Source organism: Streptomyces sp. CA-106110 (assembly GCF_050936285.1).
Taxonomy (GTDB): domain Bacteria; phylum Actinomycetota; class Actinomycetes; order Streptomycetales; family Streptomycetaceae; genus Streptomyces.
In genome coordinates this window covers 3827434-3843735 of record NZ_JBNJNB010000001.1, presented here as the reverse complement: position 1 = coordinate 3843735, position 16302 = coordinate 3827434, and the positions used below count along the sequence as shown (strand labels likewise).

General features: G+C 72.1%; 12 protein-coding genes. 9 read left to right on the top strand and 3 right to left on the bottom strand.

Annotation, left to right across the window (positions count from 1 at the left end; all coding sequences use genetic code 11):
* Positions 1-130 precede the first annotated feature (130 nt).
* From ACQEXA_RS17690 to ACQEXA_RS17650, 9 genes are all read left to right on the top strand, one after another.
* Positions 131-814: a response regulator gene (locus tag ACQEXA_RS17690; RefSeq protein ID WP_359397992.1), complete on the top strand. Its 684-nt coding sequence runs from the start codon at positions 131-133 to the stop codon at positions 812-814.
* 180 nt (positions 815-994) lie between these two features.
* The gene (locus ACQEXA_RS17685) at positions 995-3706 is read left to right on the top strand and encodes a DNA translocase FtsK (protein ID WP_433130540.1); all 2712 of its coding nucleotides are present in this window, start codon (positions 995-997) and stop codon (positions 3704-3706) included.
* Between the two features lie 289 nt (positions 3707-3995).
* Complete coding sequence (locus tag ACQEXA_RS17680; RefSeq protein WP_432933348.1) at positions 3996-4865, top strand: helix-turn-helix domain-containing protein; 870 nt, start codon at positions 3996-3998, stop codon at positions 4863-4865.
* A 128-nt stretch (positions 4866-4993) separates the two neighbouring features.
* Entirely contained in the window at positions 4994-6463 is a 1470-nt protein-coding gene (gene rimO, locus ACQEXA_RS17675; protein ID WP_432933350.1) for a 30S ribosomal protein S12 methylthiotransferase RimO, read from the top strand.
* Positions 6460-7257, top strand: a complete 798-nt coding sequence (gene pgsA / locus ACQEXA_RS17670; RefSeq protein ID WP_432933352.1) for a CDP-diacylglycerol--glycerol-3-phosphate 3-phosphatidyltransferase — start codon at positions 6460-6462, stop codon at positions 7255-7257. Before rimO ends, pgsA begins: the two co-directional genes overlap by 4 nt.
* Positions 7254-7799 carry a CinA family protein gene (locus tag ACQEXA_RS17665; RefSeq protein ID WP_432933354.1) on the top strand — a complete coding sequence of 182 codons (546 nt, stop codon included), beginning with the start codon at positions 7254-7256 and terminating at the stop codon, positions 7797-7799. Before pgsA ends, ACQEXA_RS17665 begins: the two co-directional genes overlap by 4 nt.
* Before the next feature lie 109 nt (positions 7800-7908).
* Positions 7909-8286 carry a helix-turn-helix domain-containing protein gene (locus ACQEXA_RS17660; protein WP_432933356.1) on the top strand — a complete coding sequence of 126 codons (378 nt, stop codon included), beginning with the start codon at positions 7909-7911 and terminating at the stop codon, positions 8284-8286.
* Positions 8287-8580: 294 nt separating this feature from the next.
* A complete protein-coding gene (locus tag ACQEXA_RS17655; RefSeq protein WP_359397978.1) occupies positions 8581-9051 on the top strand; it encodes a Dps family protein in 471 nt (156 codons plus the stop codon).
* A 191-nt stretch (positions 9052-9242) separates the two neighbouring features.
* The gene (locus ACQEXA_RS17650; protein ID WP_432933358.1) at positions 9243-9506 is read left to right on the top strand and encodes a hypothetical protein; all 264 of its coding nucleotides are present in this window, start codon (positions 9243-9245) and stop codon (positions 9504-9506) included.
* Between the two features lie 113 nt (positions 9507-9619).
* Here ACQEXA_RS17650 and ACQEXA_RS17645 read toward each other — a convergent pair whose 3' ends face one another.
* The 3 genes from ACQEXA_RS17645 to ACQEXA_RS17635 are packed head-to-tail and all read right to left on the bottom strand — an operon-like array spanning position 9620 to position 16298.
* Positions 9620-10381 (bottom strand): SDR family NAD(P)-dependent oxidoreductase, encoded by a 762-nt coding sequence (locus ACQEXA_RS17645; protein ID WP_432933360.1) that lies wholly within the window; start codon positions 10379-10381, stop codon positions 9620-9622.
* Between the two features lie 33 nt (positions 10382-10414).
* Positions 10415-11263, bottom strand: a complete 849-nt coding sequence (locus tag ACQEXA_RS17640) for an Fpg/Nei family DNA glycosylase (RefSeq protein WP_432933362.1) — start codon at positions 11261-11263, stop codon at positions 10415-10417.
* 55 nt (positions 11264-11318) lie between these two features.
* Complete coding sequence (locus ACQEXA_RS17635; protein ID WP_432933364.1) at positions 11319-16298, bottom strand: ATP-dependent helicase; 4980 nt, start codon at positions 16296-16298, stop codon at positions 11319-11321.
* Between the last annotated feature and the right edge of the window lie 4 nt (positions 16299-16302).

Here is a 16302-nt window from a genome sequence, read left to right as displayed (position 1 = left end):
GGGTGCGGCTACGATGACCGGCACAAGGACGGGCGGCGCAAGGGAGTCGTCCCCTGGGGTGACGTCGGGCGGCGTCACCTCGAGTCCTGAGGACAGGGGAGGCCCCAAGCCGGGGCGAGGAGGGCGGGCCATGGTGCAGAAGGCCAAGATCCTCCTGGTCGATGACCGGCCGGAGAATCTGCTGGCGCTGGAGGCCATCCTCTCCGCGCTCGATCAGACGCTGGTCAGGGCATCGTCCGGGGAGGAAGCGCTCAAGGCGCTGCTGACGGACGACTTCGCGGTGATTCTGCTGGACGTGCAGATGCCGGGAATGGACGGTTTCGAGACCGCCGCGCACATCAAGCGGCGCGAGCGGACCAGGGACATTCCGATCATCTTCCTGACCGCCATCAACCACGGCCCGCACCACACCTTCCGGGGGTATGCGGCGGGTGCGGTGGACTACATCTCCAAGCCGTTCGACCCGTGGGTGCTGCGCGCCAAGGTCTCGGTGTTCGTCGAGCTCTACATGAAGAACTGCCAGCTGCGCGAGCAGGCGGCTCTGCTGCGGCTCCAGTTGGAAGGCGGCGGCAAGTCCGCGGCCGGGGAGAGCAAGGAGCCCGCCGGACTCCTCGCCGAGCTGTCGGCGCGGCTCGCGGCGGTCGAGGAGCAGGCCGAGGCGCTGTCCAAGCAGCTCGACGACGACTCTGCGGACGCGGCGGCGGTGGCGACCGCGGCCCATCTCGAACGCAAACTCACGGGCTTGCGCAGGGCGCTGGACGCCCTTGAGCCGGGCGCGGGCAGCGGCGCCGCATCCGTGCCGTCCCAGAACTGAGCCAGGTGGCCCACGGGTTGCCCCGCGCGCCGAGAGGCGCTTGCGCGGGGCGGCCCGGATCCACTGTGTTTGGCCCACCGTTGATTCCGCGTCAGTTCGGTGCCATGCCCCGGGCGACACGAACGGGTGAAGCAGTGGGCACGCGTGTCACCTGTCGCCTCCACCGGTAATCTCACACCCATGGCCTCACGTCCCGCAGCCAAGAAGTCGCCGGCGAAGAAGGCGGCCGCTCCGAGGAAGGCTTCGGCGAAGCAGGCCCCCGCGAAGAAAGCCGCCGCGAAGAAGGCGCCTGCGCGGAAGGCCGCGGCGAAGAAGCCCGCCCCCGCGCCGGCGCCCAGCCCGACCGGGGGCGTGTACCGACTCGTACGCACCCTGTGGCTCGGGCTCGCGCACGCCGTCGGGGCCCTGCTCCGCGGCATAGGGCGGGGCGCGAAGGGGCTCGACCCGGCGCATCGCAAGGACGGCCTCGCGCTGCTGCTGCTCGCTCTCTCGCTGATCGTCGCCGCGGGCACCTGGGCCAGTCTGCGGGGCCCTGTCGGCGACCTCGTCGAGATTCTGGTGACCGGCGCCTTCGGCCGCCTGGACCTGCTCGTGCCGCTGCTGCTGGGCGCGATCGCCGTGCGCCTGATCCTGCACCCGGAGCGGCCGGAGGCCAACGGCCGCATCGTCATCGGTCTGTCCGCCCTGGTGATGGGCGTGCTCGGCCAGGTGCACATCGCCTGCGGCGAGCCCGCGCGCAGCGACGGCATGCAGGCCATAAGGGACGCCGGCGGGCTCATCGGCTGGGCCGCGGCCACCCCGCTGACGCACACGATGGGCGACGCCCTCGCCGTACCGCTGCTCGTCCTGCTCACGTTCTTCGGTCTGCTCGTGGTCACCGCCACGCCCGTGACCGCCATCCCGCAGCGGCTGCGGCGGCTCGGCGTGAAGCTCGGGATCCTGCACGACCTCGAGGACGACGACTTCACCGACGACGTCGAACGCTACGACGACCAGTGGCGCGAGGCGCTGCCCCGCTCCCGGCGGCGCGAGCCCGCCCCCGAGGAGTACAACCCGGACGGCGCCGAGCAGGAGGCCCTGTCCCGCCGCCGCGGCCGCCCACGCCGTCCCTCCGTGCAGCCCGCCCTGGGCCGGGAGATGGACGCCGTGGACGTCGCCGCTGCCGCGGCTGCCGCCCTGGACGGGGCCGTCCTGCACGGCATGCCGCCGTCCCCGATCGTCGCCGACCTCACGCAGGGCGTGAGCGTGGGCGACCGCGCGGAGCCGACACCGACACCGACACCGACGCCGGTGCCGGCCGCGCGCCCGAAGCAGGAGAAGCTCCCGACCGGCTCCACGGTGCCCGACCTGACCAAGTCGGCGCCCCCGGAGCACCGGGACCTCCCGCCGCGCGCCGAGCAGCTCCAGCTCTCCGGCGACATCACCTACGCGCTGCCGTCCCTGGACCTCCTCGAGCGCGGCGGGCCCGGCAAGGCGCGCAGCGCCGCCAACGACGCGGTGGTCGCCTCGCTCACGAACGTCTTCACCGAGTTCAAGGTCGACGCGGCCGTCACCGGCTTCACTCGCGGCCCGACGGTCACCCGGTACGAGGTCGAGCTCGGCCCCGCCGTGAAGGTCGAGCGGATCACCGCCCTGACCAAGAACATCGCCTACGCGGTCGCCAGTCCCGACGTTCGGATCATCAGCCCGATCCCCGGCAAGTCCGCGGTCGGCATCGAGATCCCGAACACCGACAGGGAGATGGTCAACCTCGGTGATGTGCTCCGTCTGGCGGAGGCCGCGGAGGACGACCATCCGATGCTGGTCGCGCTCGGCAAGGACGTCGAGGGCGGCTATGTGATGGCGAACTTGGCGAAGATGCCGCACGTGCTTGTCGCCGGAGCCACCGGGTCCGGCAAGTCGTCGTGCATCAACTGCCTGATCACCTCGATCATGATGCGGGCGACCCCGGAGGACGTGCGCCTGGTCCTGGTCGACCCCAAGCGCGTCGAGTTGACCGCGTACGAGGGCATTCCGCATCTGATCACACCGATCATCACCAACCCGAAGCGAGCCGCCGAGGCGCTCCAGTGGGTGGTGCGGGAGATGGACCTCAGGTACGACGACCTGGCGGCGTACGGCTTCCGGCACATCGACGACTTCAACGCCGCGATCAGGGACGGCAAGGTCAAGGCGCCCGAGGGCAGCGAACGCGAGCTGCAGCCCTACCCGTATCTGCTGGTGATCGTCGACGAGCTGGCCGACCTGATGATGGTCGCGCCGCGCGACGTCGAGGACGCGATCGTGCGCATCACCCAGCTCGCGCGCGCCGCGGGCATCCACCTGGTGCTCGCCACCCAGCGGCCGTCCGTGGACGTCGTGACCGGTCTGATCAAGGCGAACGTGCCCTCCCGGCTCGCCTTCGCCACCTCGTCCCTGGCCGACTCGCGCGTCATCCTCGACCAGCCCGGCGCCGAGAAGCTCATCGGCAAGGGCGACGGGCTCTTCCTGCCGATGGGCGCGAACAAGCCGACCCGTATGCAGGGCGCCTTCGTGACCGAGGAGGAGGTCGCGGCGGTCGTTCGGCACTGCAAGGAGCAGATGGCGCCCGTCTTCCGGGACGACGTCACGGTCGGCAGCAAGCAGAAGAAGGAGATCGACGAGGACATCGGCGACGATCTCGACCTGCTGTGCCAGGCGGCCGAACTGGTGGTCTCCACGCAGTTCGGGTCCACCTCGATGCTCCAGCGCAAGCTGCGTGTCGGCTTCGCCAAGGCGGGACGGCTGATGGACCTCATGGAGTCACGCAACATCGTCGGTCCGAGCGAGGGCTCCAAGGCGCGCGACGTTCTGGTGAAACCTGACGAACTGGACGGAGTGCTCGCCCTGATCCGTGGGGAGTCTCAACCGTAGGGATCCGGGCGGGCCCGGTTCGCCGCACGAGTGGGCTGCCCGAGTGAGTCCGTCCGCGCCTGCGGCGCGCCCGACTCCTCGGCCGTGACCCACTCGTAAGCGAGCCGTGAGCAACCGTTTCCCTTGGACGCACGTCAAGTTGAGGGAGGGGCAGGTATATCTCCCACCATCAGGATGACCGGCCATTCTGATGGCGTACAAAGTCTCACCGCCCGGTTGCCCCACCCTTTCGTACCCCCCCTAGACTGAACTTCCAGCACAGGTGGCTGAACGCTCGAAAGGCGCCCCCGTGTCCATCGGCAACTCCTCTGACGGCAACTCCCCTGAAGACGCACGTCCGTTCGAAGACGACCGCGAAGACGCCACCGCGTCGGAGCGCCCTTCGATCGGCCGGGCCCTGCAAGAGGCGCGCATCGCGGCCGGGCTGACCGTCGACGACGTCAGCAACGCCACCCGCGTCCGTGCCGCCATCGTGCAAGCGATCGAACAGGACAATTTCGGCCCCTGCGGCGGCGACGTCTACGCGCGGGGTCACATTCGCACCCTCGCCCGCGAGGTGCACCTCGACCCGGCTCCCCTGCTGGAGCAGTTCGCCGCCGAGCACGGCGGAACGCCCGCCCCGACCCCCGCGAGCCCGCTCTTCGACGCGGAACGCATCCGGCCCGAGCGGCGCGGGCCGAACTGGACCGCGGCCATGGTCGCGGCGATCGTCGCGGTGATCGGCTTCGTCGCGTTCACGGTGGTCAACGGCACCGGCGGCGACGACAGTGGCAAGACGCAGGTCGCCGAGGGCTCCACGCCGACCACCGGCAAGCCCGCCTCGCCCACGCCCAAGAGCAGCAAGTCGGCCGAGCAGAAGCCCGCGCCGTCCGACAGCGCCATCGCCGCCGCGCCGCGGGACAAGGTGACGGTCCGGGTGAGCGCCACCGACGGACGCAGCTGGATCTCCGCCAAGGACCACAGCGGCCGGACCCTGTTCGACGGACTGCTCCAGAAGGGCGACTCGCAGACCTTCCAGGACCAGGAGAAGATCGACCTCGTCCTCGGTGATGCGGGCGCCGTTCAGCTGTACGTCAATGGCAAGCAGATCCAGGACAACTTCCAGCCCGGCCAGGTCGAGCGCCTGACCTACACGAAGGGCGACCCCGTCAGCGGCTGACGGACGGCCGCTGAGCGCCCCGATCAGGCGCACACGGGATGCCCAGGGGTACGCACACGACGGGGTTGGCCAAGATCGGCCAACCCCGTCGACGTGGGCTGTCAGCGGGACGAAGTAGTCTAGAGCCCATGCCTGAACGCCGTACCGTCGCACTCGTCACCCTTGGCTGCGCCCGTAACGAGGTGGACTCGGAGGAGCTCGCAGGCCGTTTGGAGGCGGACGGCTGGCAGCTCGTGGAAGACGCCGAGGACGCCGACGTCGCCGTCGTGAACACCTGTGGCTTCGTGGAAGCCGCGAAGAAGGACTCCGTCGACGCCCTGCTGGAGGCCAACGACCTCAAGGGTCACGGCAGAACCCAGGCCGTCGTGGCGGTGGGCTGCATGGCCGAGCGGTACGGCAAGGAGCTCGCCGAGGCCCTGCCGGAGGCCGACGGCGTGCTCGGCTTCGACGACTACGCGGACATCTCGGACCGCCTCCAGACCATTCTGAACGGCGGCATCCACGCCTCGCACACCCCCCGCGACCGGCGCAAGCTGCTGCCGATCAGCCCGGCGGAGCGACAGGAGTCGGCCTCCTCGGTCGCGCTCCCGGGGCACGGTCCGGCCGACCTTCCGGAGGGTGTCGCCCCCGCCTCGGGTCCCCGTGCGCCGCTGCGGCGCCGCCTGGACGGCTCTCCGGTCGCCTCGGTGAAGCTCGCCTCCGGCTGCGACCGGCGCTGCTCCTTCTGCGCCATCCCCTCGTTCCGCGGGTCCTTTATCTCGCGCCGTCCCAGCGACGTGCTGAACGAGACACGGTGGCTGGCCGAACAGGGCGTGAAGGAGATCATGCTGGTCTCCGAGAACAACACCTCCTACGGCAAGGACCTCGGTGACATCCGCCTCCTGGAGTCGCTGCTGCCCGAGCTCGCCGAGGTCGACGGCATCGAGCGTGTTCGCGTCAGCTACCTCCAGCCCGCCGAGATGCGGCCGGGCCTCATCGACGTGCTCACCTCCACCCCCAAGGTCGTGCCCTACTTCGACCTGTCCTTCCAGCACTCCGCGCCCGACGTCCTGCGGGCGATGCGGCGCTTCGGCGACACCGACGGCTTCCTGGAGCTGCTGGACACCATCAGGAGCAAGGCGCCGCAGGCCGGCGTGCGCTCCAACTTCATCGTGGGCTTCCCCGGCGAGAGCGAGTCCGATCTGGCCGAGCTGGAGCGCTTCCTGAACGGTGCGCGGCTGGACGCGATCGGTGTCTTCGGCTACTCCGACGAGGAGGGCACGGAGGCCGCGACCTACGACGGCAAGCTCGACCAGGACGTCGTCGCCGAGCGGCTCGCCCATGTCTCCCGCCTGGCCGAGGAGCTGGTGTCCCAGCGCGCCGAGGAGCGCCTCGGCGAGACCGTGCACGTGCTCGTGGAGTCGGTGGACGAGGAGGAGGGCGCCTGCGGCCGCGCCGCGCACCAGGCTCCGGAGACGGACGGCCAGGTGCTGTTCACGAGGAGCGAGGGCCTGCGGGCGGGCCGTATGGTCGAGGCGAAGGTGGTCGGTACGGAAGGTGTCGACTTGGTGGCCGAGCCGCTCGAGGGCTCGCTCGGCTGTCCTGAGGAGGGCAGATGACGGGAATCCCGGCATCCGCGGCGGGCGGCTCCTCCGGTGGGCGCCGGGCGGTCACCGCGCCGGGCGGCCCTGGTACCGCGGCCATGTCCGGCGACGAAGCGGCCAAAGGGCCGTCCGGGCTGCCGGCCCGCGGCACGGACGCGGACGCTGCCAAGGAGGGCGCACGGTCGGCGCGGGGCGTCAAGCTGACGGCCGTCGTGGTCAACCAGGCCAGCGTCTGGAACGTCGCCAACCTCCTGACGATGCTGCGTCTGTTCCTTGTCCCGGGCTTCGTCGCGCTGATGCTGGCGGGCGGCGGGTACGACCCGGCGTGGCGCTCCCTCGCCTGGGCGGCGTTCGCCATCGCCATGATCACCGACCTGTTCGACGGACATCTGGCGCGGACGTACAACCTCGTCACCGACTTCGGGAAGATCGCCGATCCGATCGCGGACAAGGCGATCATGGGCGCGGCGCTGATCTGCCTGTCCGGTCTGGGCGACCTGCCGTGGTGGGTGACGGGAGTCATTCTCGGCCGTGAGCTCGGCATCACCCTGCTGCGCTTCCTGGTGATCCGTTACGGCGTGATCCCGGCGAGCCGCGGCGGCAAGCTGAAGACACTCACCCAGGGCGTGGCCGTCGGAATGTACGTCCTGGCGCTCACCGGGTGGCTCGCGACCCTGCGGTTCTGGGTGATGGCCGCGGCGATCGTGCTGACCGTCGTCACCGGGCTCGACTATGTGAGACAGGCCATCGTGCTGCGCAGGCGCGGAATCGCCGAGCGCCGGGCCGCGGCCGGGGAGGCCGAGCGGTGAACCCCGTGGCCGCCGAAGTGCTCCGGCTACTCACGGTGAGGGGTGAGACCCTCGCTGTGGCCGAGTCGCTGACCGGTGGTCTGGTGGCCGCGGAGATCACGGCGGTGTCCGGCGCGTCCAAGGTCTTCCGCGGCTCTGTGACCGCGTACGCCACCGATCTCAAGCGTGATGTCCTCGGGGTCGACGGCACTCTCCTGGATGAGCGCGGGGCGGTGGATCCGCAGGTGGCGGCCCAGATGGCGGCCGGCGTGCGGAAAGTGCTCGGGGCCGAGTGGGGGCTCGCGACGACCGGTGTCGCCGGTCCGGACCCCCAGGACGGACAGCCGGTCGGCACCGTCTTCGTGGCCGTGCACGGGCCCTCGGCGGAGATGTCCGGCGAACTCGGCGGCGGGAAAGTCGCGTCTCTGCGGTTGAACGGTGACCGTGCGGAAATCCGTATGGAGAGTGTACGGAGCGTACTCGGATTGCTCCTGAAGGAGCTTACGGGCGAACAGACCGGGAATGAGCAGGCACAGGATACGGAACAGAACGGGGGGACTTGATGTTTGCAGCCCTGAGTGAACACAACAGCGCTCCCCGCACGGCCGCGGCGCAAGGCGGTACGGTGGGGCGTGAAGGATGCGGTTTCGCGGTCCGAGGAGGGAGCCACCGATGATTCTGCTCCGTCGCCTGCTGGGTGACGTGCTGCGTCGGCAGCGCCAGCGCCAGGGCCGTACTCTGCGCGAAGTCTCCTCGTCCGCCCGAGTTTCGCTCGGCTATCTCTCCGAGGTGGAGCGGGGGCAGAAGGAGGCGTCCTCCGAACTGCTCTCCGCGATTTGCGACGCGCTGGACGTACGGATGTCCGAGCTCATGCGGGAAGTGAGCGACGAGCTCGCACTCGCCGAGCTGGCACAGTCGGCAGCGGCCACCGAGCCGGTGCCCGCAGCGGTGCGTCGCCCGATGCTGAATTCCGTGTCTGTCGCCGGTGTCCCACCGGAACGGGTCACGATCAAGGTGCCCAGCGAGGCAGTGGACGTGGTCGCCGCCTGATCCTCACACGCGTGGGCGGGTGAGGCGGCGATATCTGCGAGAGCCCCGGTCGGGGCCACTCCGGGAGGACCGGAGGGGAGCGGCCGGGGCTCTGGTGCGTCCGGATCCGGAGCGGGCCCTGGCGTGCGGGTCCTCCGGGGGCGCGCGAGGGAGCTCCGTGCTTCCGTGGACGGGGCGGGGCCTGCGGTGATGGCGGCCCGGTGGGCGGCCGGCCCCGTTTGCCGGGGCCGGGTGGTGCGGTCATGGTGGAAGAGCGGGGCTCGGGACCGCACGAACGCTCACGGAGGATCACCGATGTACGTCGTGAAGAGCCCGCTGGCCGACCCTGACCTCAAGACGGTCTCCGAGGCGCTGCAGGGAGCCCTGGTCGATCTCCTGGACCTCTCCCTTGTGGCGAAGCAGGTGCACTGGAACGTGATCGGACCGCGCTTCCGCTCCATCCACCTGCAACTGGACGAGGTGGTCGACAGCGCACGGCGTCACTCCGACACGGTGGCGGAGCGGGCCTCGGCCCTCGGTGTCCCGCCGGACGGGCGTGCCGCGACGGTCGCCCAGGGCAGCGGCATCGGCTCGGTGCCGCAGGGCTGGGTCAAGGACACGGACGCCGTCGGCACGCTCGTGTCCGCGCTGGGCTCGGTGATCGGGCGCATGCGTGAGCGGGTGGGGTCGACCGCCGAGGCCGACCCCGTGAGCCAGGACCTCTTCATCGCCATCACCGCGGACCTCGAGAAGCACCACTGGATGTTCCAGGCGGAGAACGGGTGAGGGCCGGGCACTCAGAGGCCCCGTTGCCGGATGAGGCAGGCGGCGGGTGAAGGCTGCGCGCGGCGTGCGCCGTGTGCGACGGATGCCGGGGGAATGCGCTGGGTCCGGTGCGCCTGTGTGCCGCTGGTGCGCCCTCCCAGGCCTGGACGGGCCCCGTCTAGGGTCTGGTTCCTCGGGTTGGAGGTGAGGCCATGGCGGGGCGCACAGCTCGCTGGGGGGCGAGGCTGGCGCTGGGTGCGCTGTGGTGGTGGGGGGTGCTCCGACTCGTGCTGGCACCCGACGCGGGGGTGCTGGAGGGGGCGGTCGCGATCAGCGGATGGGGGCTGAGTCTGCTGCCGGTGCACTGTGTGCCGAAGTCCAGGGCCGAGGGGGCGGCCGGGTCGGACCAGTGGGCCAGGGCCTGGCGGCGGTGGCGTACCGCGTGGGCGCGCGGGAGGGGCGCGCAACCCAGGTGAGGGGGTGGGGCGCGGGGAGCGGACGGACCGGCAGGACCGCCCCCAGAGGTGTTCAGGGGACCTCTGGAAGCGGTCGGCGGTCGCCTCTTCCGCGCGTCATCCCCTCACAGGGGTCACCAGGGCATGGCCACTCCGCCGTTCGGGCGGAGGATCTGGCCCGTGGTGAAGGAGGCGGCGTCGCAGGCCAGGTGCAGGACCGCGTGGGCGACGTCCTCCGGTCGGCCGACCCGGCGGAGCGGCGACAGGTGGGCCATGAAGGCCTCCGTCTGCTCCTGTGTCCCGCCGTGCCGGTCGGTCATCGGCGTACGGGTCCATCCAGGGGCCACCGCGTTGACCCGGATCCCGTGCGGCCCGATCTCGGTCGCCAGAGTCTTCGTGAGCTGGACCACCGCCGCCTTCGCCGCGCCGTAGCAGAGCAGCCCGGGACCTCCGGTGTCGACGGCGCCCGACGCCATCGTGACGATGCTGCCGCGGGTGCCGTCGGCGATCATGCGCAGGGCCGCCTCCTGGCAGGCGTGCAGCACGCCCTTGAAGTTGACGGCCAGCACCCGGTCGAGGTCCTCGTCCCGGGTCTCCAGCACGGGGCCGCTGTGCATGATCCCGGCGATGGCCGCCATCACGTCGAGCCGCTCGCAGGCGGCGACCGCCTGCTTGAGCTGCGCCCGGTCGGCCACGTCGAGGAGGTGGGTGCGGGCCGTGCCGCCGAGGTCCTTGATCAGGGTCGCCGTCCCGTGCAGCCCCTGCGCGTCGCGGTCCGCGCAGTGCACGGTCGCGCCGGCCTGGGCGAACAGCACGGCCGAGGCCCGGCCGATGCCGCTGGCGGCGCCGGTGACGAATGCGGTGCGTCCGCTGAGGTCGTACGCCGTGACGGGCATGACAGCGACGGTACGAGTATTTCTGACGGCCCGTCAATTGCCGGTGCGGGGGCGGCTGCCACGGGGCTCGGCCCGCATCGGGGACGGATCAGGCACCGGGCCCGACTGGCAGGCCGGGCACCAGTAGGTGGGACGCTCCCGGGAGCCGTCGCCCTGGTCGGCGACGCGGACGGAGGTGCCGCAGCGCAGACAGGGGCGGGGCGCGCGGCCGTAGACGAAGAGGTTCTGCTCGCGCCGCCCCGTGGTGTTGCGGGCCGGGCGGTCGCGGTTGGCCTCCAGGAGCCTCTTGGCGAGGGCGGGGACGCGAGAGGCGTGCTCGGCCGGGAGGGCGCCGACGGGAAGCCAGGGAGTCACCCGGAGCAGGAAGCAGAGCTCGCTCTTGTAGATGTTGCCGATGCCGGCGAGGTTGCGCTGGTCGAGCAGCGCCTCGCCGAGCGGGCGGGCGGGGTCGCCCAGCAGGTTCTCCAGCGCCCGGTCGGCATTCCAGTCGGGGCCGAGCAGGTCGGGGCCGAGATGGCCCACGGCGCGCTGCTCGTCGGCGGTACGGAGCAGCTCCAGGACGGGCAGACGGTAGCCGACGGCGGTGCGGTCGGCGGTGCCGAGGATCGCCCGGATCTGGTGGGCGGGCCCGCCGCTCCAGCGCTGGCCCGGCGCGTAGATCTTCCACGCGCCGTCCATCTTCAGATGCGAGTGCAGCGTCAGCCCGCCCTCAATACGGGTGAGCAGGTGCTTGCCGCGCGGGGTGACGTCCAGGACCGTACGCCCGGTCAGATCAGCTGTGGCGTACTTGGGCACCCGGAGGTCGGAGCGGGTCAGCACCTTGCCCGCGAGCGCCGCGTGCAGACGCTTCGCGGCTTGGTGGACCGTGTCTCCTTCGGGCATGCGTCAAGGGTGACACGTCGCGGTCGCCGCCCGGCAGGGACGCGGTGAACCGGGCTCAGGCCCGGATCCGCAGCCCCCGCGGGGTGGCGATGAAGCCCGCACCTTCCAGGAGCACGCCGAACGGTGACGACAAGGCGGAGGCGCCGTTGACCCGTTCGACCGTCACTGTGCCCAGCGAACCGGCGCGTGCCGCTGCCCCGAGGGCCTCGGCGGCCGCCCGCAGCCGGGCGTCGTCCGTCGCCTTGGCCTCGGGATCGCCGGGCCATGCCAGCAGGGTCTTGCCGCCCCGCTCCATGTACAGCGCCAGCTCACCGTCGACCAGAACCACCAGTGAACCGGCCTTGCGCCCGGGCTTGTGCCCCGCGCCCTCCGGCGGCTCGGGCCAGGCGAGCGCGGCACCGTAGGCGTTCGCCGGGTCGGCGGCCGCCAGGACCACGCTCCGGGCCGGGCCGTGGGAACGGGTGCGGTGGGGCGGCAGACCCGATCCGTACTGTCCGTACGGGGAAGGGGAGCCGGACCCCATGGCGGGAGAGCCCGAGCGCGGGCCTCCGAACCCCGGCGCGGACAACGGATCCTGCCCAGCCGGGTCCGAGGCGAAGGGGTCGCCGAAGACGTCGTCGAACGGGTCCTGCGGGCCTTCGTGGTCGCCGGCGCCGAATGCCACGCCCGAGCCGCCGAAGGTGCCGTCGCCCGCGCCGGGAGATCCGGGGCCGAACGGGCGGGTGCGGTCTGCGGGGTGCCCGAAACCGTTCCCCGCAGCGGGCCCCGTGCCCGCGCCGGGCAGGGGCTCGCCCCGATCGCGTGCGTTCGACACCGCGCGCAGCCGGTCCACCGCGCCGTCCATCGCGAACTGCGCCGCGCCGAGTCCCTCGACCACATAGCCGCGCCGTGCCTGACCGCTCTCCTCGAACGCGGACAGCACGCGGTACACGGCGGAGAAGCCTCCCTCGACACCCTCCGCGGCGACCGCGCCGCGGGTCACCACGCCGTGCCGGTCCAGCAGCGTCCGGGCCAGGGCGTGGGCGCGGACAGTGGCGTCGGACTCGCGGGAGGACAGCAGGGACCAGCGGCCCGCCACGGTCGGCGGTCCCGTACGAGACTGGGGACGTGCGGCGGCCGTCAGCGAGCCGTACCGGCCGCGGGGCATCGCGCGCTTGGCGCGGTGGGCGGTGGACCCCGCGGTGCGGCCCGAGCCGAGCAGCGCGCGCATGGGCGCCAGGGTGTCGTTCGTCAGCCGCCCCGACCAGGCCAGGTCCCAGACGGCGTCGGCCAGTTGGGGATCCGTCACGTCCGGGTGCGTGGTGGCGCGGACCTGGTCGGCGATCTGGCGGAAGAACAGACCGTAGCCGCCCGAAAGGGCGTCCAGCACCGACTGATGGAGGGCGGTCAGCTCCAGGGGGTGCGGGGCGGGCAGCAGCAGCGGTGCCGCGTCCGCCAAGTAGAGGGAGATCCACCCGTCCTTGCCGGGCAGCGCGCCCGCGCCGGCCCACACCACCTCGCCGGCGGCCGTGAGTTCGTCCAGCATCCCGGGCGTGTAGTTGGAGACGCGGGACGGCAGAACGAGCTTCTCCAGCGCGGATGCGGGCACGGACGCGCCCTGCAACTGCTCGATCGCCCGCACCAGTCCGTCGACGCCCCGCAGTCCGTGCCCGCTGCCGACGTGCTGCCACTGCGGCAGGAACTGCGCCAGCGCCGCCGGAGGCACGGGCTCCAGCTCGTGCCGCAGCACCGCCAGGGAGCGGCGCCGCAGTCTGCGCAACACCGCCGCGTCGCACCACTCCTGGCCGATGCCCGCCGGATGGAACTCGCCCTGTACGATCCGGCCGGACGCCGCGAGCCGTTGCAGTGCGCCCTCGGTCACGGCCACCCCGAGACCGAACCGTGCGGCGGCGGTGGCCGATGTGAAGGGGCCGTGGGTGCGCGCGTACCGCGCCAGGAGGTCGCCGAGCGGGTCCTTCACCGGCTCGGTGAACGCCTCGGGCACGCCCACCGGCAGCGCCGTGCCCAGCGCGTCGCGCAGCCGGCCCGCGTCCTCGATGGCGGCCCAGTGGTACGTGCCCGAGATACGGACCCTGATCGCGCGGCGCGCGGCGGCCAGTTCCTCCACCCACTGCGGCTCGGCCCCCCGCTCGCTCAGTTCGGCGTCGGTGAGCGGGCCCAGCAGCCGCAGCACGTCCGCAACCGACTCGACGTCCTTGACGCGCCGGTCCTCGGTCAGCCATTGCAGCTCGCGCTCCAGCTCGGTCAGCACCTCGGCGTCGAGCAGCTCGCGCAGCTCCGCCTGGCCCAGCAGCTCGGCCAGCAGCCGGGAGTCCAGCGACAGCGCGGCCGCGCGCCGTTCGGCCAGCGGCGAGTCCCCCTCGTAGAGGAACTGCGCGACGTACCCGAACAGGAGCGAGCGGGCGAACGGGGACGGCTCCGGGGTGGTGACCTCCACGAGCCGCACTTTGCGGGACTCGATGTCGCCCATCAGCTCGACGAGGCCCGGGACGTCGAAGACGTCCTGGAGGCACTCGCGTACCGCCTCGAGGACGATCGGGAACGAACCGAACTCGCTCGCCACCTGCAGCAGTTGGGCCGCGCGCTGGCGCTGCTGCCACAGCGGCGTGCGCCGGCCCGGGTTGCGGCGCGGCAGCAGCAGCGCACGGGCGGCGCACTCGCGGAACCGGGACGCGAACAGTGCCGAGCCGCCGACCTGGTCGGTGACGATCTGGTCGACCTCGCCCTTGTCGAAGGCGACCTCCGCCGCACCGACGGGCGCCTGCTCGGCGTCGTACTCCGTGCCCGCCTTCACCGGCTCCTGGTCGAGCAGGTCGAGCCCCATCAGATCGGCGTCCGGCAGGCGCAGCACGATTCCGTCGTCGGCGTGCATGACCTGGGCGTCCATGCCGTACCGCTCGGACAGCCGGGCGCCCAGCGCGAGTGCCCAGGGAGCGTGGACCTGGGCGCCGAAGGGCGAGTGCACCACGACCCGCCAGTCGCCCAGCTCGTCCCGGAACCGTTCGACGACGATCGTGCGGTCGTCCGGGACGTGACCGCAGGCCTCGCGCTGCTCACTCAGGTACGACAGCACGTTGTCCGCGGCCCAGGCGTCCAGGCCCGCGGCCAGCAGCCTCAGCCGGGCGTCCTCCTCAGGCAGGGAGCCGACCTCGCGCAGGAACGCTCCCACCGCGCGGCCCAGCTCCAGCGGGCGGCCCAGCTGATCGCCCTTCCAGAAGGGCAGCCGGCCCGGGACACCGGGCGCGGGGGAGACCAGGACCCGGTCGCGCGTTATGTCCTCGATCCGCCAGGAGCTGGTCCCCAGCGTGAACACGTCGCCGACCCGGGACTCGTAGACCATCTCCTCGTCCAGCTCGCCGACGCGGCCGCCGCCCTTCTTCGGGTCGGCCCCGGCCAGGAAGACCCCGAAGAGCCCGCGGTCCGGGATCGTGCCCCCGGACGTGACGGCGAGGCGCTGGGCACCCGGACGGCCGGTGATCGTGCCCGCGACCCGGTCCCACACCACACGCGGCCGCAGCTCCGCGAAGGCGTCGGAGGGATAACGGCCCGCGAGCATGTCCAGCACCGCCATGAACGCCGACTCGGGGAGCGAGGCGAAGGGGGCCGCCCGCCGGACCACCGCGAGCAGGTCGTCGAACTGCCAGGTGTCCAGTGAGGTCATGGCGACGAGCTGCTGGGCGAGCACGTCCAGCGGGTTCCCCGGGACCTTCAGCGACTCGATGGAGCCGGATCGCATCCGCTCGGTGACCACGGCGGCCTGGACGAGGTCGCCGCGGTACTTGGGGAAGACCACGCCGGTGGAGACGGCGCCGACCTGGTGTCCGGCGCGGCCCACGCGCTGCAGCCCGGAGGCCACGGACGGCGGCGACTCGACCTGGACGACCAGGTCCACCGCGCCCATGTCGATGCCCAGCTCGAGGCTGGAGGTGGCGACCACGGCAGGCAGCCGTCCCGCCTTCAGGTCCTCCTCGACCAGGGCGCGCTGCTCCTTGGAGACCGAGCCGTGGTGGGCGCGGGCGAGCACCGGGGGCGCGCCCTGGGCCGCGCCCGAGCTGCCCATCAGCTGGGCGGGGGAGTGATGCTCCTCCAGCGGCTCGCCGGTCGCCCTCTCGTAGGCGATCTCGTTCAGCCGGTTGCACAGCCGCTCCGCTAGGCGGCGGGAGTTGGCGAACACGATCGTGGAGCGGTGGGCCTGGACCAGGTCGGCGATGCGTTCCTCGACATGCGGCCAGATGGACGGACGCTCCTTGCCCTCACCGCCGTCGCTGACCGGTGAGCCGCCCAGCTCGCCCAGGTCCTCGACGGGGACCACGACGGAGAGGTCGAACTCCTTGCCGGACTCGGGCTGGACGATCTCCACCTTGCGGCGCGGGGAGAGGAAGCGGGCCACCTCGTCCACCGGGCGCACGGTGGCGGACAGGCCGATGCGGCGCGCGGGCCTGGGCAGCAGCTCGTCGAGCCGCTCCAGGGAGAGCGCCAGATGCGCGCCCCGCTTGGTGCCCGCCACGGCGTGCACCTCGTCCAGGATCACCGTCTCCACGCCTGTGAGCACGTCGCGGGTGGCCGACGTCAGCATCAGGAACAGGGACTCGGGGGTGGTGATCAGGATGTCGGGCGGACGCGTGGCCAGGGCGCGGCGCTCGGCGGCGGGGGTGTCACCGGAGCGGATGCCCACCTTGACCTCGGGCTCGGGTTGCCCGAGCCGCACCGACTCGTGGCGGATACCGGTGAGCGGACTGCGCAGATTCCGCTCCACGTCCACCGCGAGAGCCTTCAGCGGGGACACGTACAGCACCCGGCAGCGCTTCTTGGGGTCGGCGGGCGGCGGCGTGGACGCCAGCTGGTCGAGGGCGGCGAGGAACGCGGCCAGCGTCTTGCCGGAACCGGTCGGGGCGACCACGAGCACGTCCGAGCCCTCGGCGATGGCACGCCACGCCCCGGACTGGGCGGCGGTGGGCGCGGAGAACGCCCCCGTGAACCAGCCGCGGGTCGCGGGGGAGAAGCCGTCGAGAGCTCGGTGTGCGGGACTGGGCATGCTG